The organism is Pseudomonas sp. TAA207 (assembly GCF_001529285.1).
Classification (GTDB): Bacteria; Pseudomonadota; Gammaproteobacteria; order Pseudomonadales; family Pseudomonadaceae; genus Aquipseudomonas; species Aquipseudomonas weihenstephanensis.
In genome coordinates, this window is sequence record NZ_LLWJ01000055.1 from 25,912 (window position 1) to 46,035 (window position 20,124).

At 59.4% G+C, this 20,124-nt stretch carries 17 protein-coding genes; 6 read left to right on the forward strand and 11 right to left on the reverse strand.

Annotation, left to right across the window (positions count from 1 at the left end):
• Positions 1–59: 59 nt before the first annotated feature.
• Complete coding sequence (locus tag AP059_RS04500) at positions 60–923, reverse strand: LysR family transcriptional regulator (protein WP_059762072.1); 864 nt, start codon at positions 921–923, stop codon at positions 60–62.
• 109 nt (positions 924–1,032) lie between these two features.
• Between AP059_RS04500 and AP059_RS04505 the strand changes: the two genes are divergently transcribed.
• Genes AP059_RS04505 through AP059_RS04515 form a run of 3 tightly spaced genes read left to right on the forward strand, consistent with a single transcriptional unit; the run spans position 1,033 to position 3,356 of the window.
• Positions 1,033–1,692, forward strand: coding sequence for an ankyrin repeat domain-containing protein (locus AP059_RS04505; RefSeq protein ID WP_059762073.1), 660 nt, complete (start codon positions 1,033–1,035; stop codon positions 1,690–1,692).
• A 19-nt stretch (positions 1,693–1,711) separates the two neighbouring features.
• Positions 1,712–2,173 (forward strand): nucleoside deaminase, encoded by a 462-nt coding sequence (locus AP059_RS04510; protein ID WP_059762074.1) that lies wholly within the window; start codon positions 1,712–1,714, stop codon positions 2,171–2,173.
• Positions 2,160–3,356: a CynX/NimT family MFS transporter gene (locus tag AP059_RS04515; RefSeq protein WP_059762075.1), complete on the forward strand. Its 1,197-nt coding sequence runs from the start codon at positions 2,160–2,162 to the stop codon at positions 3,354–3,356. The genes AP059_RS04510 and AP059_RS04515 overlap by 14 nt, the downstream gene beginning before the upstream one ends.
• Here the strand turns inward: AP059_RS04515 and AP059_RS04520 are convergent.
• Both AP059_RS04520 and AP059_RS04525 read right to left on the reverse strand, forming a co-directional pair.
• Positions 3,353–4,039, reverse strand: a complete 687-nt coding sequence (locus tag AP059_RS04520) for a hypothetical protein (RefSeq protein WP_059762076.1) — start codon at positions 4,037–4,039, stop codon at positions 3,353–3,355. The two genes, AP059_RS04515 and AP059_RS04520, sit on opposite strands and share 4 nt — an antisense overlap.
• 120 nt (positions 4,040–4,159) lie before the next feature.
• Positions 4,160–4,600: a carboxymuconolactone decarboxylase family protein gene (locus tag AP059_RS04525; RefSeq protein ID WP_059762077.1), complete on the reverse strand. Its 441-nt coding sequence runs from the start codon at positions 4,598–4,600 to the stop codon at positions 4,160–4,162.
• A 113-nt stretch (positions 4,601–4,713) separates the two neighbouring features.
• On the opposite strand from AP059_RS04525, the gene AP059_RS04530 reads away from it, so the two are divergent.
• Positions 4,714–5,634, forward strand: a complete 921-nt coding sequence (locus AP059_RS04530) for a LysR family transcriptional regulator (RefSeq protein ID WP_059762078.1) — start codon at positions 4,714–4,716, stop codon at positions 5,632–5,634.
• Between the two features lie 115 nt (positions 5,635–5,749).
• Here AP059_RS04530 and AP059_RS04535 read toward each other — a convergent pair whose 3' ends face one another.
• The 5 genes from AP059_RS04535 to AP059_RS22325 all read right to left on the reverse strand — a co-directional run bounded on the left by AP059_RS04535 (position 5,750) and on the right by AP059_RS22325 (position 12,346).
• Positions 5,750–6,190: a cupin domain-containing protein gene (locus AP059_RS04535; protein ID WP_059762079.1), complete on the reverse strand. Its 441-nt coding sequence runs from the start codon at positions 6,188–6,190 to the stop codon at positions 5,750–5,752.
• Between the two features lie 95 nt (positions 6,191–6,285).
• A complete protein-coding gene (locus AP059_RS04540) occupies positions 6,286–7,725 on the reverse strand; it encodes an efflux transporter outer membrane subunit (RefSeq protein WP_059762080.1) in 1,440 nt (479 codons plus the stop codon).
• The gene (locus AP059_RS04545) at positions 7,718–10,897 is read right to left on the reverse strand and encodes an efflux RND transporter permease subunit (RefSeq protein ID WP_059762081.1); all 3,180 of its coding nucleotides are present in this window, start codon (positions 10,895–10,897) and stop codon (positions 7,718–7,720) included. Before AP059_RS04545 ends, AP059_RS04540 begins: the two co-directional genes overlap by 8 nt.
• Positions 10,898–10,915: 18 nt before the next feature.
• Positions 10,916–12,070, reverse strand: a complete 1,155-nt coding sequence (locus AP059_RS04550) for an efflux RND transporter periplasmic adaptor subunit (RefSeq protein ID WP_120752314.1) — start codon at positions 12,068–12,070, stop codon at positions 10,916–10,918.
• 42 nt (positions 12,071–12,112) lie between these two features.
• Complete coding sequence (locus AP059_RS22325) at positions 12,113–12,346, reverse strand: hypothetical protein (RefSeq protein ID WP_082706744.1); 234 nt, start codon at positions 12,344–12,346, stop codon at positions 12,113–12,115.
• A gap of 340 nt (positions 12,347–12,686) precedes the next feature.
• On the opposite strand from AP059_RS22325, the gene AP059_RS04560 reads away from it, so the two are divergent.
• Positions 12,687–13,604 carry a LysR family transcriptional regulator gene (locus tag AP059_RS04560; RefSeq protein WP_059762083.1) on the forward strand — a complete coding sequence of 306 codons (918 nt, stop codon included), beginning with the start codon at positions 12,687–12,689 and terminating at the stop codon, positions 13,602–13,604.
• 62 nt (positions 13,605–13,666) lie between these two features.
• Here AP059_RS04560 and AP059_RS04565 read toward each other — a convergent pair whose 3' ends face one another.
• The gene (locus AP059_RS04565; protein WP_059762084.1) at positions 13,667–14,206 is read right to left on the reverse strand and encodes a DUF1523 family protein; all 540 of its coding nucleotides are present in this window, start codon (positions 14,204–14,206) and stop codon (positions 13,667–13,669) included.
• A gap of 354 nt (positions 14,207–14,560) precedes the next feature.
• Between AP059_RS04565 and AP059_RS04570 the strand changes: the two genes are divergently transcribed.
• Positions 14,561–15,772, forward strand: coding sequence for a YeeE/YedE family protein (locus AP059_RS04570; protein WP_059762085.1), 1,212 nt, complete (start codon positions 14,561–14,563; stop codon positions 15,770–15,772).
• 59 nt (positions 15,773–15,831) lie between these two features.
• Here the strand turns inward: AP059_RS04570 and AP059_RS04575 are convergent, their stop codons facing one another.
• Together AP059_RS04575 and AP059_RS04580 are read right to left on the reverse strand one after the other, a co-directional pair.
• The gene (locus AP059_RS04575) at positions 15,832–17,571 is read right to left on the reverse strand and encodes a dipeptidase (RefSeq protein WP_059762086.1); all 1,740 of its coding nucleotides are present in this window, start codon (positions 17,569–17,571) and stop codon (positions 15,832–15,834) included.
• Positions 17,572–17,722: 151 nt separating this feature from the next.
• Positions 17,723–19,879: a TonB-dependent siderophore receptor gene (locus AP059_RS04580; RefSeq protein WP_059762087.1), complete on the reverse strand. Its 2,157-nt coding sequence runs from the start codon at positions 19,877–19,879 to the stop codon at positions 17,723–17,725.
• Positions 19,880–20,124 lie beyond the last annotated feature (245 nt).

A 20,124-nucleotide genomic window follows, 5' to 3' on the forward strand; every position in this document is an offset into this window, starting at 1 on the left:
ACGGCCTGTTTTTTGGAGCCTCACCCTCAGGCGCGATATCGCCAGCGGCCAAAAAATGTTCAGGCTGATTGGGGTTGAGCGAGTGCTTGGCACAGGTCTATCAGTTGGTGCTTCAACAGATTGCCCGCGTGGCTGAGTCCGTTAAGGCCGTAGAGCGCCAGAAATACCCCTTGAATATCAGGCAGGCCACAGCTCGCTTCGAGTACCTGATGGTCTGCCCGGATGACCCGCTCGGGCAGCAAACTGATGCCCAGCCCCGCAGCCACCGCTGCACAGACACTGGCCAGGCTGGCACTTGAGTAGTTGATGCGCCAGCGCCATCCGCCCATCTCCAAGTGATGCAGCATTTCATTGCGATACAAACCACCGACCGGAAACACAACCAGTGGCAAGGGATCACGCGCCAAGGCAGGGGTTGAGCGGCTGTCTACCCAGCACATGCGTTCCGGCCAGGAGGCCAGGCAGTCCGCGTCTTGCCCCATCTGCTTGACCAGTAGCAAGTCAAACTCGCCCTGACGATAGAGCCGCATCAGCTCCGGCCCCAAGCCGCTGGTGACTTCAAGGCGGACACCGGGGTGCTCGCGGCCGAAGCGCGAAAGGATCGGCATCAGGCGTTCGGCCGCAAAGTCTTCAGGTACACCCAGGCGTAGCACCCCCTCACTTTTTACATCCACAAGCACCTCTCGGGCTTCTTCGTGCAGGGCCAGAATGCGGCGCGCGTAGACCAGCAGGCGCTCGCCTTCGGGGGTGGCCATCACCCGGCGTTGTTCGCGGTCGAGCAGCTTGCAGCCCAGGCTGTCTTCCAAACGTCGTATTTGCTGGCTGACCGTGGATTGGGTGAGATGCAGGCGTTGAGCCGCCCGGGTGAAATTAGCGCAATCCACGACAGCGACAAAACTGCGCAAGAGCAAGGGATCAAACATCGTTACCGCCATTCACAAAGCCACTGAAAGGCATGTTTATATTTAATTTCAGAATGCCTGGAGCGGTGACCATACTGGCTTTTCATGAAATTGATAAGAGGGAGTGAGCATGGGTTCCCTGACAGGCAAATACGCAGTGTGGGTGGTGGGGTGGTTGATGACGGGAGCCGTGATGGCAAATGACACCACACTGCTCGACGCGGTGAAAAACGGTGAGCTGGACACAGTGCAACAACTGATTGCAGACGGTACAGATGTCAACGTCTCGTCACTGGATGGCAGCAGTGCGCTGTTGCTTGCAACACGCGATAACCACATCGCGATTGCTCAGGCCTTAATCGAGGCGGGGGCCAACGTTAACCAGAAAAACTTGATCCGTGACAGCCCCTACTTGTTGGCTGGCGCAAGGGGTCACAATGAAATCCTAGCGTTTGCGCTGGCCCACGGCGCCGATCTGAAGAGTACCAACCGTTACGGCGGCACCGCGTTGATCCCGGCCTGTGAACGCGGTCATGTAGAAACCGTGCGCTTGCTGATTGCAGCGGGCGTGGACCTCAACCATGTCAACCGCCTGGGGTGGACCTGCCTGATGGAAGCCATTGTACTGTCCGATGGCGGCCCCGCGCACCAGCATATCGTCACCCAACTGATCGAGGCGGGCGCCGATTTGAACCTGCCTGACAACGAGGGCATGACCCCGTTGCAACAGGCGCAAAAACGCGGCCAACACGTTACCGCACAGTTGCTGCGCGAGGCTGGCGCAAACTGATACGCGACCTGGAGTTGTTATGCATAACGATGAGCATTACCTGCAACGTGCGGTGCAACTGGCCGCCGAAAACGTGTCTGGCGGTGGCCGGCCTTTTGGCGCCGTGCTGGTTAAACACGACCAGATACTGGCTGAAGCAGCCAACACAATTCATGTCACTCAGGACCCTACCGCCCACGCAGAGCTGCTGGTCATACGGGCAGCCAGCCAGCAACTCGGTGCGCGTCTGGATGATTGCGTGATCTACGCCAGCGGGCAGCCTTGCCCCATGTGCTTGAGCGCGATGTACCTGAGTGGTGTCGCCAGGGTGGTGTTTGGCGCCACTAACCAGCAGGGCGCACCGTTCGGGCTGTCTACGGAGGCGATCTATCAGCAATTGGCGCACCCTGTGTGCGAGCAAACGTTGCCTGTACGGCATCTGGCGCAACCGGGCATTGAGCAGATTTATCGCGATTGGCAGGCTCGTCATGCAGGCGGATAAAGCCGCTTTTCGCGAGTTCGCTCATTGGGCGTTGCTGGTCGTGCTGGGCCTGAATCTGCGCCCGATCCTCAGCTCTGTCAGCCCGCTGCTGATGGACATTCGTGCCGACACCGGCATGAGCTTTCAAAGCAGCGCCTGGTTGACCAGCCTGCCCGTGATTTGCATGGGCCTGGTGGCGCTGCTCGGGGTGCGCGTGCAAGCCCGTGTGGGTGAACGCTATGGTGTGGCTTTGGGGCTGACGCTGATTCTGGGCGCATGCCTGTGGCGCTTCTATGGGGCGCACGCCCCAAGCCTGCTGGCCACGGCCTTGTTGGGAGGTGCGGGGGTGGCGTTGATTCAGGTTCTGGTTCCGGTACTGATCAAGCGCCAGTTCCCGCATCGCATTGCCCTGGCTTTGGGCGTGTACAGCGCCTCGCTGATGGCAGGCGGGGGATTGGCGGCACTGGTCAGCCCGCGGGTGGCGCTTCATTTCAATCATTGGCAAAGCGGGTTGGGAATCTGGCTGATTCCGGCGCTGGTGGCACTGGTGATGTGGTGGCGCCTGCCCCTTGGTGCCAGCGTACTGCCTGAGGCCGCCGGGGCCGGTACACGGCCTTGGTACACACGCCGGGCGTGGCTGTTGGCGTTGTACTTCGGCCTGGTGAACTGCGGCTACATGAGCATGGTTGCCTGGCTGCCTGCGTATTTTGTGCAAATGGGCTGGAGCGCGGCACGCAGCGGCTCGCTGCTGGCGTTCATGACCGTGTTTCAGGTGATCGCCGCCCTGGTGATGCCAGCCCTGGCGCACCGCAGCATTGACCGGCGCCCACTGCTGGCAATCAGTCTGTGCGCACAGGCGCTGGGTTATGTCGGGCTGGTGATGTGGCCGCTTGATTCGCCGCACCTGTGGGTGGCCTTGATCGGTTTCGGTCTGGGTGCCTGTTTTGCCTTGAGCCTGATTTTGATCCTCGATCATTGCCGCCAGCCGCGCGAGGCGGGGCAGCTAGCCAGCTTCGTGCAAGGGGCGGGGTTTCTGGTTAATGCGCTATCACCCTGGCTGACGGGCTGGCTTCGTGAACTGACAGGCAGCTTTGTCAGTGCCTGGTGGGTACTGGTGGTGGCTGTTGTGTCGATGTTGGTGGTGACGGCTGTGTTCAGCCCGGCCAGCAATGCCCGCTCAGTGTTTGCCCCGCCGGGGGGTTAAGGCAACCGAAGCGACAGCGGCTCAGATGTCGCTTTCGAAGGTGCCAATACCTCGTGCAAAGACTGCTCAAATCGATGCAACGCCATGAGCTGTACCTGCTGTTGCTCGGTAATCTCGGTAACCATCTCTTCACTGCGCATGTTGCCCGCCCAGATCGGGGGCAGCGTCTTTGCAGCGTGACCTGTTGCCGTGGCGATGTAATTGAAGTGGTGGTCGTAAAACAGCGTGCTCACGGTTGACTCAATGTCTGAGCTGCGCGAGGTCATCAACTGGCTGCGGGCATCGACGACCACCATCACATCGGGTTTCGCCGCTTTTAGGCTAGGCATATCCGGGTAGACCGTCACAGCGCCAAAGTAGCGCTGCAAGGAGGTGGTTACCCGGTCCACCGCAAGGTCGGGGTTTGACGTGGCGACGTAAGCATCGTGGATTGACTGGACCAGCAGGCTCTGGCCAAAGCCGGTGCCTGCATTGGCGTGGTAATGCCGCAGATAAGCGCGATTGGTGTCGGTGGTTGCGCTATACAGCACGCCGACAGAAACCTGTTTGCCAGTGGGAATAATTGCCGCTGTGCTCGAACCAGCAGAATGATCGCCCATTGAGACCGCCACAGGCGCAGTGGGTATCGAGCACCCGGCGAGCAGGGCGACTATCGCCAATGGCGTGATAAACCGCAGTGTCATGATGGCGCTCCACGCGTGCTGAATGGGGTGTAAATCAAGGTGTGGTAAACATCACAGGGCAGGCGCACGGCTATCAACCACCAGCCTTGCGCCCACGAGTTGCAACCTGGCTGGCGGGCCTTATCGCGGCTGCATGGCGAAGCCGACGCCGAAGCGGTTCCAAGCGTTGATCGCGGCAATCACAAACGTCAGCTCGCTAAGCGCCTGGGCGTCAAATTGCGCAGCGACTTCTTGGTAAATGTCGTCTGGTGCGTGTTTGTCGGCGACCAGCGTCAGTGTTTCAGTCCAGAGCAAGGCAGCACGCTCGCGAGCGTCGAAGAAGGGTGTCTCTTTCCACGCGCTGATGGCCATCAGGCGGCGAGGTGTTTCACCCGCCTTCAGCGCATCAGCGGTGTGCATATCGATGCAGTAGGCGCAGCCGTTGATTTGTGAGGCACGTATGCGCACCAGTTCACGCAGCGCAGCTGGCAAGACGGATTGCGACGCTGCCTTTTCCAGGCCCATCATGGCTTTCATGGCGTTAGGGGCTGCTTCGTAATAGTTAATGCGCTTCTGGCTCATGGGAAATGCTCCTTCAGGTATCGCCACAGGTGTATGGCATGGGCGCATTGTAGGAATTGAATGCTCTCGGATAAACTGGCTGAAATCGTTTTGTTCTTACGGAATTTCGTACAATGGCACTCGACCGATTAGAGGCGATGCGAGCGTTCTGCCGCATTGTTGAAGTGGGCAGTTTCAGTGGCGCTGCTGAGTCTTTGGGGTTGGCCAAAACCACCCTTTCAGGCCAGGTGCAGGCGCTGGAAAGTCTGCTCGGCATCAAGCTGCTGCACCGCACAACACGCAGGGTTTCGCCCACCACGGAGGGCGCGGCCTACTACAGCCGGGCCCGGGCAGTGATCGAGGATGTTGACGAGCTGGAAGCCTCCGTCTCCCAGAGCCGCAACATCGTGCGCGGCCGGGTGCGAATCGAAATGCCTTCCCCGGTGGGCACCCTGCTCGTGGTGCCTGCACTGCCCGATTTCGCGGCCAGGTTCCCGGATATTCATCTGGACATCGGTTGCAGTGAGCGCGTGTCGGACCTGACGCAGGAGGGCGTCGACTGTGCGATCCGCGGCGGTGTGGTGGTGGACCAGGACCACGTATGTCGTCCTGTCGGGCAAATGCGTTTTTGCTTCTGCGCCTCTCCCGCTTACCTGGCTGGCGCACCTGCGCTCAACGCGCCCGAAGACCTGGTGCAACACAAGCATCTGGGCTTCAAGTTCCCCGGCACCGACCGGCGCTATGTGCCGACGCTGTGTCGTGGCGATGAACGCTTCGTGCTGGACCATCCACCGTCGATGTTTTTCAACAATGGCAGTGCGACCGTCGCTGCGGCGGTGGCTGGCCTGGGTGTGGCTTTTATTCCCAGGGCAGAAGCCGTACCGCATTTCAAACGTGGCGCGCTGGTTGAAGTCCTGACGCAATGGCAGATGGCGAGTATGCCGATTTCCATTGTGTACCCCTACACACGGCACCTGTCCGCCAGGGTGCGTGCCTTTACCGACTGGGTCACGGCGCTGATGGCCAATGATCCGCTGTGGGCGCTTGATGATTAGGCTCAGGGCGATTGGAGGCGGGAAAAATGCTGCCCAAGTGAGCGCGGCAGCGCGTCAGCTTGCGCATTGATCGGGCGGCCCTGACGCGCAGATAGCGCGACAGGGCCATCCGGTATCACGGCTTGACGTGGTTTTTTGTGGACGCTTCTGGCGTGGTGAGTGCTTTATCGTGTGAATCGACGATAAACACCGCCAGCAGTTTTGCAGGCTCGGTGCTGCTGGCATTACGGCTTACCGTATGGCGCGCGCCGGGGTTTTCAAACCAGCTTTCACCGGCCTTGAAGACGTGCTTGGCCCCGTCATCGACTTGGGACTCAATGGCGCCGGACACGACATAGGCGTAGATGAAGGCCGAATCCGCATGGGTGTGCACGGGCGAAGCAGCCCCCGGGGCGTACTCGACCTCGACAGCAACCAATGACTTGCCAGGAATGTTTGGAATCTGGCGTTCAAAGTTGGGCTTTACGACTTCGGTCTGGCTGTGAGCACTGGCAGGTGCGGCAGCTGCCAAAAATACGCTGCCTAACAGCGTGGCCGCGAGCGGGAGAATGTTCATTTAGATGTCCTCGAATGTTGAAGTTGACCTGCGTTTGGGCCTGTCCCGGGGTGGCGGCATGCCCCCCCGGGAAAGTCTTTTTGGTCATGACACGGTTATTGCACCTGTCCTGATGGCTGCACAGCGTACTGTGGCCAGCCTCCGGCGAGTGACGCATACAGATCCACCGCACTTGCTGTGCTCCTGGCCTGGCTATCGGCTTGCGCGATTTGCGCGCTGTATAACGCACGCTGAACATCCAGAAGTTCGAATAACTCAATGGCACCGGCCTGATACCTGGTGCGGGCAATGGTTGCGGCATTTTCCAGTTCGTTCGCCGCACTCGCCAGTCGAGCATTTTCATCCTTGCTTCTGGCAAAACGGACCAGCGCGTTCTCGACGTCCTCCAGGGCCTTCAGCACGGTTTGTTGATACCTTGCCAGCCCGGCTGATGCTTCGGCATCGGAGGCCGCAATGCGGCTCTTGACCCGGCCAACGTCCAGAAACGACCAGTCAACGCCCAGCAACGCCAGATTCGACTCCCCGCTGGCGGCGTAAAGGCCGCCACCGCTGAACGCGAAGGTGCCGATTGCGGCGCCCAGGCTGACCCGTGGAAACAGATCGGCCGTGGCCACGCCAACTCGCGCAGTGGCTGCATGCAACTGATACTCGGCCGAGGCGACATCCGGCCGCCGCCGCAGGAGGTCGGCGGGCGTACCGGGGTCCAGATTATCGGGCACTGCGGGCATGCCGGTGTCCTTTTGCAGGCGTGCATCCAGTGCTGTCGGCGTCAGCCCTGCAAGTACCGCCAGCCGGTGCCTGTCTACCGCCACGCGTGCTTCAAGTTGCGGGATGCGCGACACAGTGATGTCGAGCTGCGCCTGTGCTCTGGACAGCTCGTAACTCGACCCGCGCCCAGCGTTCAGTCGACCTTGCACTACCTCAAGCGTTTGCCGTTGGCTGTCGGCATTGGCGTTGGACAGGCCGAGCATTTTCTGCGCGGCGCGCAGGTCGATGTAGGTGGACGCCACCTGACTGACCACGGCCACCTGCATGGCGTGCAGATCACTGGCCCTGGCCTGTGTTTCGGCACGGTGCGACTCCACCGAACGGCGTACCCGTCCGACCAGGTCCAGCTCCCAATTCAACGAAGCGCTGTTGCCATACACCGCATGGCTGCGGGCAGCGCCATTTGCCTGATCAGTGCTTGAGCGCTGGCGTCCCGCCTGTGCGGACATTGTCACGGTCGGGATCTGATCGAACCTGGCGAGGCGCAGCAGCGCGTTCGCCGCGTCGTAGTTGGCCAGCGCCGTTTGCAGGTCATGGTTGGTGGTCAGCGCAGCCTTCACCAGCGAACTGAGCTGTGGATCAGCAAAGCGCTTCCAGAACTCATCGTCAGCAGCGCTCACATGCAATGGCGCCACCTTGCGACTCCCGGCGTGGGTGAAACTGGCGGGCAGGTCGGGCGTTTGTGGGCGATGAAAATCCGGCCCGACGGTGCAGCCTTGCAAAATGGCCGCCAGCAGCGGCAGGGGCCAGTGTTTTAGCTTAATCATGGTGCAGGGCCTCCGCGGCATGAGGTGACAGGCTCGAAGGATGGTCAGGGACGGTGGCGCCCAGCTTTCTCAACACCACGTAGAACACCGGCGTCAGGAACAGGCCGAAGAGGGTGACCCCAAGCATCCCGAAAAACACGGTTACGCCTGTGGCATGTCGCACTTCACTGCCTGCCCCCGAGCCGATCAGCAGCGGCACTGCACCGGCGATAAAGGCGACCGAGGTCATCACGATTGGGCGCAGGCGTAGACGACAGGCTTCCAGTGCGGCTTGCAGCGTGCTGCGGCCTTGCATCTCCAGCTCGCGTGCGAACTCAACGATCAAAATGGCGTTTTTGCACGCCAGGCCCATGAGCACCACCAGTCCTACCTGTACGAACACATTGTTGTCGCCCCCGGCCAGCCACACGCCGCTCAAGGCCGCAAACATGCACACGGGCACGATCAGAATCACCGCCAATGGCAACGTCCAGCTTTCATACAGGGCCGCCAGCACCAGGAACGCCAGAATCACGGCAATCGGGAACACAATGATTGCGCTATTGCTCTGGGTAACCTGTTGGTAGCTCAGGTCTGTCCATTCCAGTTCGATCCCGCGGGGCAGCGTACGCGCGGCGATGTCTTCAAGTATTTTGAGCACTTGGCCCGAAGACAGCACACGTGGATCGGCATCGCCAATCAGGTCGGCCGCCGGGTAACCGTTGTAGCGCATGACCGGGTCGGGGCCGAAGCTTGAAACAATGTCGACCATCGCGCTGAGCGGCACCATTTCACCGTGCGCGTTGCGCACCCGCAGGTTGCCGATATCCGCAGCGCTCTGCCTGAAGCCCGTGTCGGCCTGTGCAATAACCCGGTACACACGCCCCAGCAGGTTGAAGTCATTGACATAAACCGAACCCAGATACGTCTGCAAGGTATCGAACACCGCCGTCAGCTCAACCCCTTGAGCTTGAGCCTTGGTGCGGTCCAGCTTGACCTCCAGTTGCGGAATGTCGGACTGATAAGAGCTGACCGGAAATGTCATGCCCGGCGTGCTCGCCACTTGCGCCTGAAATGCTGTCAGCGCTTGCTGCAAGGCGGCGTAACCCAGCCCGCCGCGGTCAGTCAAATACAGCGAGTAGCCTGAGCCGTTACCCAACCCCTGAATCGGCGGGGGCATCAGCGCGTAGGCGGCACCGTCCTTGATGGCGGCGAACTTGCGGTTGAGCTCGGCGTTGATCTGCTCGGCACTGCGTGAACGCTCGGAGAACGGCTTGAGCAGGATGTAGGAGGTCACCAGATTGGGCGTTGTGGTGCTCTGCAACGCATTCAGGCCGACATAAGAGTTGGCAAAGTCCACGCCCTCGACGGTCGAGGCAATCGCCGACATTTCACGGGCGACAGCCTCGGACCGGGCCAGCGACGCGCCGGGTGGCAGCGTGGCGCCTGCGAACAGGTAAAGTTTGTCCTGATTAGGAATAAAGCCGCTGGGCAGGGTGTTAAACAACAGGCCGGTGGCGCCCAGCAACACGGCATACACCACGAACACCATGCCGCGCCGTGGCAGGAGGCGGGCGATGCTGCCCTCATAGCGCTCAGCGCTGCGGTTGAAAAACCGGTTGAACGGGCGCAGTAGCCAACCCAGTGCGCCGTTCATCCAGCGGGTCAGGCGGTCAGGCGCCGAGGAATGCGCACGTAGCAGTTTGGCCGCCAGTGCTGGCGACAGGGTCAGTGAGTTAATCGTCGAAATCACTGTCGAAATCGCGATGGTAACGGCGAACTGCTTGTAGAACTGCCCCGTAACGCCACTCATGAACGCCATCGGGATAAACACGGCGCACAGCACCAGACCGATGGCCATGATCGGCCCCGAAACCTCGCGCATCGCCTGATGCGCTGCGTGCAACGGGGTGAAACCCAGCTCGATATTGCGCTCGACGTTTTCCACCACCACGATGGCGTCGTCCACCACGATGCCAATCGCCAGCACCAGGCCAAACAGGGTCAAGGTATTGATTGAATAACCCAGCAGGTAGAGAAAGGCGAAGGTCCCGACGATAGACACCGGCACCGCAAGCAACGGAATGATCGAGGCCCGCCAGGTCTGCAGGAACAGCACCACCACCAGCACAATCAGCACCATCGCTTCGAGCAAGGTGTGCTGCACTGAGTTGATCGATTCACGGACAAACACGGTCGGGTCCCAGACGCTGACGTAGCTCACGCCCTCGGGGAAGTCCTTGGACAGGTGATCGAGCTTGGCATAGACCGCGTTGGCCACCTCGATGGCATTGGCGCCGGGGGTGAGGAAAATACCCACCGCAACTTCCGGGTTTTTGCCACGGAACACCCGCAGCGTGTAATCGTCGGCGTCCAGTTGCACCCGCGCCACGTGCGACAGGCGCGTGACTTGCCCGTCGCTGCCGGTCTTGAGGATGATGTCGCCAAATTCTTGCTCGGTTTTGAGTCGCCCCTGTACGTTGATCGAGATCAGAAACTCATTGTTCTGCGGCGCAGGTTCTGCGCCCAATTGCCCGGCCGAGACCTGCACGTTCTGCTGGCGGATCGCGCTAATCGCATCCTGCGCAGTGATGCCGCGCGCAGCCAGCTTGTTGGGGTCGAGCCAGACGCGCATTGCGTAGTCGCCCGCGCCATACAAAATGACATCACCGATCCCGGGAATGCGCGACAGCTCGTCTTTCACATGCAAACGCAGATAATTGCGCAGGTAGAGCGCATCGAACTGATCATTGCCGGAGAACATGTCTACAAACATCAAGGGTGTCGGCGACTGCTTTTGCGTAGTCACCCCGTACTGACGCACCGATTCAGGTAAGCGCGACAGGGCCTGGCTGACCCGGTTCTGCACGCGTACGGCCGCGGTGTCGGGGTCGACCTTGGCGTTGAAGGTCACGACCACTTGAAGCGAGCCGTTGGAGCTGGCGACGGACTTCATGTAGATCATGTCTTCGACGCCATTGATCGCCTCTTCAAGAGGGACCGCGACCGATTCAGCGATTTCCTTGGGGTTGGCACCCGGATACGTCGCTTTCACCACGACAGTGGCGGGCACCACTTCGGGGTATTCACCCACCGGCATCAGGGGTATTGCCACTAAGCCCGCAGCGAAAATAATGATCGACAACACAATCGCAAAGATGGGTCTGTCGATAAAAAACTTGGAAAAGTCCATAACAGGAGCCTTTGGCGATTAGTGTTCGTTTTGCACAAGGCGGGGCACTTGAACGTCAGTGTTACCCGGCGCAGCAACCTGCGGCGTTACCGCAGTTCCATCGGCATGAAGTGCGTGCAAGCCCGACACGATGATCGTGTTGTTGCGTTCCAGGCCCGACGTAATGACGCGTTGTTTATCGATGAGTTGGCCGGTTTCGATATAACGTTTTTGCGCCGTGTTATCGGCACTTAAAACATACACATAATGTTTGTCCTGATCGGTCAAGATGGCCCGGTCCGGTACAAGTATCGCCGGTGCCGGATCGCCCACGGATAATTGAACTTTTGCATACAGGCCGGGCGTGAGCAGGCGTTCGCTGTTGTCGACCGTCGCGCGCGCGCGGACAGTACCGGTGGTGGCATTGACTTGATTGTCGAGGAAGTTCAGTTCGCCCACATAAGGAAGCGTTTCATCATTGGCCAGGCCAATGCGCACAGAGGTGCCTGAAACGGTTTTAAGTGTCTTCAGATAATTAAGGTAACTGTGCTCGTCCGGGTCGAAATACACATAGACCGGATTTTGCGAGACCACAGAGGTCAGTTCCGATTGATCGGCAACCGCCAGGTTACCCAGCGTCAACTGCGCGCGGCCGGTGCGCCCATTGATAGGGGAGCGCACTTCAGTGAACTCAAGGTTAAGCGTGGCAGCGGCGACAGCCGATTCGGCGGTGTGCACATCGGCCAGGCTCTGGTCACGGGCCGCCCGTTTCTGCTCCGCCTCCTCTTTGGAAACAGCACTGCTCTTGAGCAGTTGTTGCGCGCGCAGGTCTTGCTGGCTGGCGAGTGCAAGCGATGCGCGGGCACGCTCCAGCTGTGCCCGTGCACTGTCCAATGCGGTGCGATAGGGCCGCTGGTCAATGACGAAGAGCAGGTCTCCCTTCTTCACTTCGCTCCCTTCGCGGTAAGCCACCCGGGTGATATAGCCGCCTACACGGGGGAGTATCGACACCGTGTCTGTGGCGCTGACCCGGCCATTGAAGCTGTCCCACGTTTTAACCGCCTGTTGGGTGACGCGAGCCACCTCGACCGACGGTGCGGGGCTGGTCGATGCCGGGTCGGGCTTTTTGTTGCAACCACTGATCAGCAGTGCAGTGGTGATCATTCCAGTAACGGCGACTAATCGAACGCGCACAGGATCATCCTTATGAAGGGCATTAATGGGCAAAGCGAATGTTCAATTAGCAGGTTTTTGATCCTTCTGTACGGCGCTGGCAGCCACCGACTCTTTCTCGCGCTCAGCACGCTGAAGTTCTTTTTGTTTACGCGCTTCAATAGCGTTTGCTTGTTGAGCAAACATGGCTCTGTTTCGCTCGTTAAAACGTTGGAGTGCTTCTGCACCGTCGGAGGCGTGGGCAAAAAGAGGCAGGGTGCATATAAGGAGTGCTACTAATTTAAATGAAGTTTTCATGATGAACTCTCAACGGGCGCGCACGACGATGCGCTAAATTAAATTCAGTGTTCGAAAGGTAAGTTAATACTCAGTTAACAATTCAATAGGCGGGTAACATTGTCCTCGTGTTCAATAAACATGGGTTGAATGTCAGGCGTGGAGTTAGGCGTGCGCGTGAACGAAATCTGCATTGACCCAGAGGGCGGGGCGCTCTATATAAGTGGGTTCGCGTACCGAAGACACGGTTGCAATTACCCGGTTTTAGAGAGTGCTGTGTCGAGCGGTGGAGGGACTATAGAAAAAAATCCTCTGCGGATAAACCGGGTCCATACGTTTTGTTTTTACGGAAATTCGGACAATGGCATTTGATCGATTGGAAGCGATGCGAGCGTTCTGTCGAATCGTCGAGGTAGGCAGCTTTAGCCGTGCAGCGCAGTCGCTGAATTTAGCCAAGACCACGGTCTCGGGTCAGGTTCAGGCGCTCGAACATTTATTGGGCGTCAAGCTGCTGCATCGCACCACGCGCAAGGTGTCAGCCACCGCTGAAGGCACGGCTTACTACCGGCGCGCCCGCGCAGTGCTGGAAGATGTGAACGAGCTTGAAGCGTCTGTTTCGAGAAGCCGCAACGCCATACGCGGGCACGTAAAAATCGAAATGCCGTCACCGGTGGGCAGTTTATTGATCGGTCCCTCGCTGCCGGATTTCGCGTCCTGCTTCCCGCAGATACACCTGGAAATCAGTTGCGACGAACGCATTGTGGACCTGGTCGAAGAGGGCGTGGATTGCGCCATCCGGGTCGGTCAGGTGTCGGACCAGAATCTGATTTGCCGACCTGTTGGGCTGATGCGCTACTGCTTATGTGCTTCACCCGCGTACCTGGCGGCGACCACCGTGATTGCAAGGCCCACTGATCTTGCTGGGCACACCCACTTGGGATTCAAGTTTCCGGCCACCAACAGGCGTCATCTGCCAACAATCACGCGCGGTAACGAGCAATTCATTCTCGATCAACTGCCGACGATGTATTTCAACAATGGCGGGACTGCGACCGCGGCAACGGTGGCCGGACTGGGCGTGGCATTTGTGCCGCGGGCCGAAGCCGCGATGCACCTGCAAGGTGGCAGCTTGGTAGAAGTGTTGCCCGACTGGCACATGGAAAGCCTGCCCGTCTCCCTGGTGTACCCCCCGACCCGTGATTTATCGGTGAGGGTGCGGGCTTTTTCAGACTGGGCCACGGCCTTGATGGCAGGTAATCCACTGTGGGCGCTTGAGTAGTGCCTGGCCACTCAAAGGTCGCCTCACAGCGGGGAGGGGCGCCCCGGTCAGGGGCGCATGGATCAATTGGCCAGCATTTGCGGACGACGCTTCAAGCGGCGCTTGATAAAGACCGCCAGGCAAATCAGGACCAGCGCCAGCACGCTGAAGAACACTGTATTGAACCAGGGGAAGGGTTCAGCGCGGCTGTTGGTGGCTTCGATTGCAGTGATGTTGGGGAACACCGAGAAAATCTTGATGCGCCAGCCGTAGTAACGAATCAAGGCCAGTTGGTTGGCATCGCGCGAATACCCTTGGGCCTTGGCCTGGATGTCAGCTGAGTCGAATTTGAAATACCACGGAAAGGACCAGCCCGTGTCCTCATTGCGATACACCATCACCTCTTTGGTGACCGGGTCTTCAGTGTTGATGAAATAAACATCCCGGGTCGGGCCGTCAGCGGGGTTTTCTGCGTTGATCACGCCGTTGTGATCGACCCGTTTGACTTCCACGCCCGTGACCATCACCACATCGTGTTGGGGCAGAAAGTAAAACAACCCTAGCCCAACCGCGCCCACTGCAAGCAGGGCGGTGCCCAGCAATATGCCCTTGAGCCACTTCATGCAATAACCACGCACATATTGATAATTCCTGAGGGTGTTAATTGAACCGATGGCGACGTCAACGTGGCCTGATCCGTCTTTTTAGCCGCCCCCGAAGGCTGCGTTCGGTGGCGAAGGTCTTGCTGAGGGTTTAACCCGGATTTACGGCGCACCTTATCGCAGTCTGCGCCTATGACTACAAGTTCAGAGCGCGCTTCCTACATGATTTGTATCAGTTTAGTCACTAATCGGCGTGCAGGTACTGGACCACATGCGTTTTGCCCAGGCGATGCATTTGCACGGCAATGAGCCCGCCCTCAGGCTTATACTGGCCGCCAACGCAATTAACCTTATTCAAACGAACCGAGATACCTCATGAGCCGTTCCCTCTCTATGACCCCGGCGCGCACGGCGGTTGCGCCGCTGGTGGCTTTTATTTTGCTTTTGCTGGGGGCCGTGTTTTTGCAAAACAGCGTCGGCTCACGTCAAGTGTTATTGCTGGTGGTCGGGGCGGCGCTAGGGCTGACGCTTTATCACGCGGCTTTCGGTTTTACCTCGGCCTGGCGGGTGTTTATCAATGATCGGCGTGGCGCCGGTTTGCGTGCGCAAATGGTGATGCTGGCGGTGGCGGTGGTGTTGTTTTTCCCGGCACTGGCTGCGGGGACGTTGTTCGGTCAGCCGGTGGTCGGATTGGTCGCGCCCATCGGGGTGTCGGTGGTGGTGGGGGCGTTTATTTTCGGTATCGGCATGCAACTGGGCGGGGGCTGCGCATCGGGTACGCTGTTCACGGTCGGTGGCGGTAATGCGCGCATGCTGGTGACATTGTTGTTTTTTATCTGCGGCTCATTGATCGCCACGCATCACGTTGACTGGTGGTTTTCACTGCCGTCGTTCCCGGCCACCTCCATCGTCAAAAGCTTTGGGGTCGTGCCCGCATTGCTCGTGAGCCTGGCCGTCTTTGCCTTGATTGCGGCGGTCACGGTACACCTGGAAAAGCGTCGTCATGGTGCACTTGAAGCCCCGGTGGCCAGCCAGCAGCCGGGGCTACGCCGCTTCTTGCGCGGGCCGTGGCCCTTGGTCTGGGGGGCGATTGGTTTAGCGCTGCTCAATTACGCCACGCTGGCGCTGGCCGGGCGGCCGTGGGGCATCACCTCGGCGTTCGCATTGTGGGGGGCCAAAGCGGTCACTGCGCTGGGTGTCGATGTCAGCAGTTGGGGGTTCTGGCAGATCCCCGGCAATGCCAAGGCGCTGGCCGCCCCCGTGTGGCAAGACGTCACCAGCGTGATGAACGTCGGCATCATTCTGGGCGCTTTAATGGCGGCTGGACTGGCAGGGCGATTCGCACCCAGCCTGAAAATCCCGGCGCGTTCGCTGTTGGCGGCTGTCATCGGGGGGCTGTTGCTGGGGTATGGGTCGCGTATGGCCTACGGTTGCAACATTGGCGCGTATTTCAGTGGCATCGCCTCGGGCAGCCTGCATGGCTGGGCGTGGCTAGTGGCGGCATTTATCGGCAACAGCGTGGGTGTGCGCCTGCGTCCGTTTTTCTTTGCCGGCGAGCGTCCACAGGTGGCGTTGAGCGGTTGCTGATGACAGGGCCCGCCAGGGCAATGGGTTGATCCTCATGCCGTGGCGGGCCTTCTTTGCGTTTACAGGTTAGGCAACTGCCCGATACGGCCCATCATTTCGGTGACAATTTGCAGGTCCAGCATGAACTGCTCAACAGTCTTGAACTCGTTGTCAGTGTGCCCGGTGTATTTGACGTTAGGCATGGCCAGGCCAAATTGCACGCCGTTGGGCAGGTCGTGCACCGAGGTCGCGCCTGCCGACGACTCGAACTTATGCTCCAGGCCCAGGTTTTCGGTGGCGACGGCCAGCAGCGCCTTGACCCACTCACCTTCAGGGTTGCGATACATCGGCTCAGCGATGGTGTAATCGAAGGTCACCGGGGTTTTCGTGCTGGCGCTCCAGGCGCCGAGTTTGTCGGCGATTTCTTTCTTCAGCACCTCGGGTGACTTGCCTTTTGGCACGCGCAGGTTAACCGCCAGTTTCAAGCCTTTGTCATCCAGGCCGACATACGTCAGCGAGGTGGTCAACGGCCCCATGAAGGCATCCTTGAACCCGACGCCGAGTTTTTCGCCGGTGTAATCCAGCCCCCAATTTTCGGACGCATAACGCGCAGCGTCGGTGATGTGGTTGGACTTGAGCGCGACTTTGCCGTTCAGACCGTGAATGAAGTCGAGCATGCGCGCGACAGGGTTGACCCCCGATTCAGGCTCGGACGAGTGGGCGGATACGCCTGTGACGGTCAGGAGCACGTCCTTGCCGACGACCTTGGCGTTTACCTCGAAGTCACCGCCATTGCGCTTGGCATACTCGGCCCCGGCTTTGTTCAACTCGCCAGCCAATTCGGCCGGTTTGTCCGTCACCAAGGTGGCCACCGAAGTGGATGGAATCTGGTTGGTGGCCATGCCGCCCGTCAACGAGATGATTTCAGCGCCCTGGCCCAAACCGTCGCGGCGAGCGAAGTTGGCCATGACGGTGCCGTAGCCCTTTTCTGCAATCACCACCGGGTAGCCACCGTCCAGCGCCAAGTTGTACTGGGGCGTCGGGTTATGCTCGAAGTAGTACGGCATGGCGTCGCCCGAAGTCTCTTCGGTGGTATCGACCAACAGCTTGAAGTTGCGCGCCAGCGGCAGTTTTTCTTCTTTGATCACCTTCATGGCGTAAAGGGTGACCACGATACCGTTCTTGTCATCTTCTGTGCCGCGGCCGTACATGCGGTCACCGATCAGCGTGACCTTGAACGGATCAAGGCGTGTGCCGTCTTTGAGCACCCAATTTTCAGGGGTGACGGGTACCACATCGGCATGGGCGTGAATGCCCACCACTTCATCGCCGCTGCCGTCGAGGGAGATCTCATAGACGCGGTTATCGACGTTGCGAAACTTCAGGCCAAAACTCTCGGCCAGGCTTTTGATCTTGTCGGCGATTTTGATGAACTCAGGGTTTTCATGTTGCGCCACGCCCTCGACCGTCACGGTGGGGATGGCCACCAATTCACGCAGCGTTTCGGTTGCGGCCTTGCCGTACTTCACGCGCGTATACAAGCCCAGCAGGCGATGAATCTCGTTTTGCTGTTCAGCGTTAAGCGGCTTGTTGGCGAGAAAAGCGTCGAGGGTCGCGCCGAGGTTATCGGTTTTCGCCAGCTCGCTTTTGCTCAGGACAGTCACGAACTGCCTGAAGTCGTTGATCGAAGCGTCATTGAAGCTTTTCAAAATCGCCGCGCTTTGTTGCGGGGTGATGTTGGCGTTGGCGACGCTGGTGAACGAGGACAAGGCCGCCAGTACCAAGGTGGCCGCAGCCAGTTTTTTCAGGGAGAAATCCATTGCGATGGGCATTCCTTTGCAGGTAATGAGTGAGTAGGTGGTTAAGTTGCTACAAAACTTTTCCAAACTAACACCCCATCGTCGCGCAGGCAGCCCCTCAAATGCGATCTGTCGCACAGAAATGTAAAAGCGACGCACAAATGAAATTGCATCAAAAATCGATTGAAGCACTCAACCGGGCTGTCAGCGGTGCGCCCTGGAACACGTAGTTGTCGCCCATGTAGTCGCCGACATCGCGCCAGTAACGCTTGTCGAACAGGTTGTCGACGGTCAGGCGAAACACCGTGTCGTACCCTTCGATGCGGGTGCTGTAGCGGCTACCCATGTTGAACACCGCATAACTGGCCGCCTGCACGTTGCCCTGTTGGTTGGCGTATTTTTTGCCGCTGTATTGCACGCCGCCGAGCAGCGCCAGGCCATCGACCCACGGCAGGGCGTAATCGCCATAGAGGCTGGCGCGCAGGGTCGGGACGTTGATGGTTTGATGGCCCTCGTACTCGGGCGTGCCGCTACCCGATACCCGTGAGCGGATGGCTGCCACACTTGCAGACACCTGCAAGCGCTGAGTCACCCAGCCGTTAGCCGCCAGTTCCAGCCCGGTGTTTTTCTGCTCGCCTTGCTGCACGTAGGTGAAGTGGCCAGCGCCATCGGGTTGCGAATACTGGTACGCCTGGCGCATCTGGAACAGCGTGGCGCTGAGGCTCAAGCGCTGCCAGTCGTACTTGACCCCGGCTTCGATTTGCCGCGCAACGCTGGGCGTCAGGATCTCAAAGGCATTGCTGGCGAACCACGGCGCTGTGCCACCCAGCGACAAGCCTTTGCTGTAGCGGGTGTAGAGCGTCAGGTTGTGCAGCGGTTTGTAGATCAGCGCTGCCTGCGGCAGGAATTCGTAGCGTTGGGTGTGGCGCGTGGTGTCACCGCTGTCGTCGAAGGTTTTTTCGTCCAGGCGTACTTCGCGCCCGCCCAGTACGGTTTGCCATTGCTCGTTGAAGCTGATGCGATCGTTGAAGAACACCCCGTATTGGCGGCTGTCGAGGCGTCGGTGGCTGTCGTTCAAAGCACCGTTGTAGCGCGGGTAGTCTGCGGGTTCGGCGTGGATGTTAGCGCTGCCGATCCACTCCATGATCGAGGTGCGGTTATTCACCACGCGGCGCAAGGCGCTGCTGCCCACCGTCAATTCATGGCGCAGGCCGCCCGTATTGAAACTGCCGCTGAGGGTGGCTTGGGCCTCGTCGTTGCGCCGAGTGTCATCGGGGCTGCGGAAGTCGTAAATATCGTAGCCGCCTTCAGGGGTGAAATAGTTGCCTTGGGAGCACGCGTCGCCTGTCGCGCATCCACCCCAGGCAAAGGCGCTGTAGTCGTCGATCACCACTTTGCTGCGTGAGGCGCTGAGGGTGCCTTTCCAGTTGTCGCTGAAGCGGTACTCAAAGTTGCCGTTCATGTTCAGCGAATCGATGGTGACGGGTTTTGAGCCGCTTTGATGGCCCAGCAGTTTTTTTGGCGAGGCGTCATGGGGCAGTTCGGTGCCACCCAGCAGTTGGTAACCGGGCACTGAACGTTGTTCTTTGGTCTGGTATTCCACATCCAGTTGCAGCAGCGCATCGGGGCTGATGTTCCAGTCGAAGGCCAGCGACACGAAATCGCGCTGGCCATTGGCGTGCTCAACGTATGAGTGGATGTCTTCATGGGCCACGTTGGCGCGCAGGCCAAATTGTTGCTCCCTGCCAAACCAGCCGCCGACGTCGGTGGCGATGTAACCGCTGCCACGCTCGTCGGTGGACACCGTTACCGAGCGCACATCGGCTGCGCGTTTGGTCACATAGTTGACCAAGCCGCCGGGTTCCGACATGCCGGTTTGCAAGCCAGAAAGGCCTTTGAGCAGTTCCACTTGCTGCTTGTTCTCAAGCCCGACGTTTTGCTCGCCAGCGATGGTGCGCCCATTGATTTTGTAGCTGCTGGCCGCGTTCAGCGAGAAACCGCGCACTACAAAGTTCTGGTAATAACCGATGGGGGCATAGCTTTCGCCGACCGACGCGTCATTTTTTAACACGTCGCTGAGCAGGCGCGCCTGTTGGTCGTTGATCAGCGCTTCATTGAACACCGAAATCGAAGCCGGGGTGTCGAGCAACGGTGCCGCGTCAAACCCGCCGACCGATGCCGTGTCTGCCTGATAGCCAATGCTGTCCTGGCCGGTGACCGAAATGGCGGGCAGCTCGGTTTCACTGGCGTGAGCCGTTTGCACGGCGCTGGTGACCAGCAGGCTGAAACTCAAGGCATTGAATGCAAGACGCGGCGAAGGCTTGACCATGAAAACTCCTGAACAGCCCCGCGCCTGCTGGCCTGTGCACGCTGGCGCCGGCACGGGGAGATGTTGCCTGGCTGGTTGCCAGATCTTTGAGGCGCGCAGGGTAGCATCTCTGGGCTGCGCACTAACCTGTTTGGGGCAGTGCACGGTTGAAGCGGGGCACAGGCACCCGTGCGACAAAATGTCTCGCGCGCTCAATCGATGTGCACTAACGTTTGGGGCAGATGCCTATAGAATGCCGCACTGTG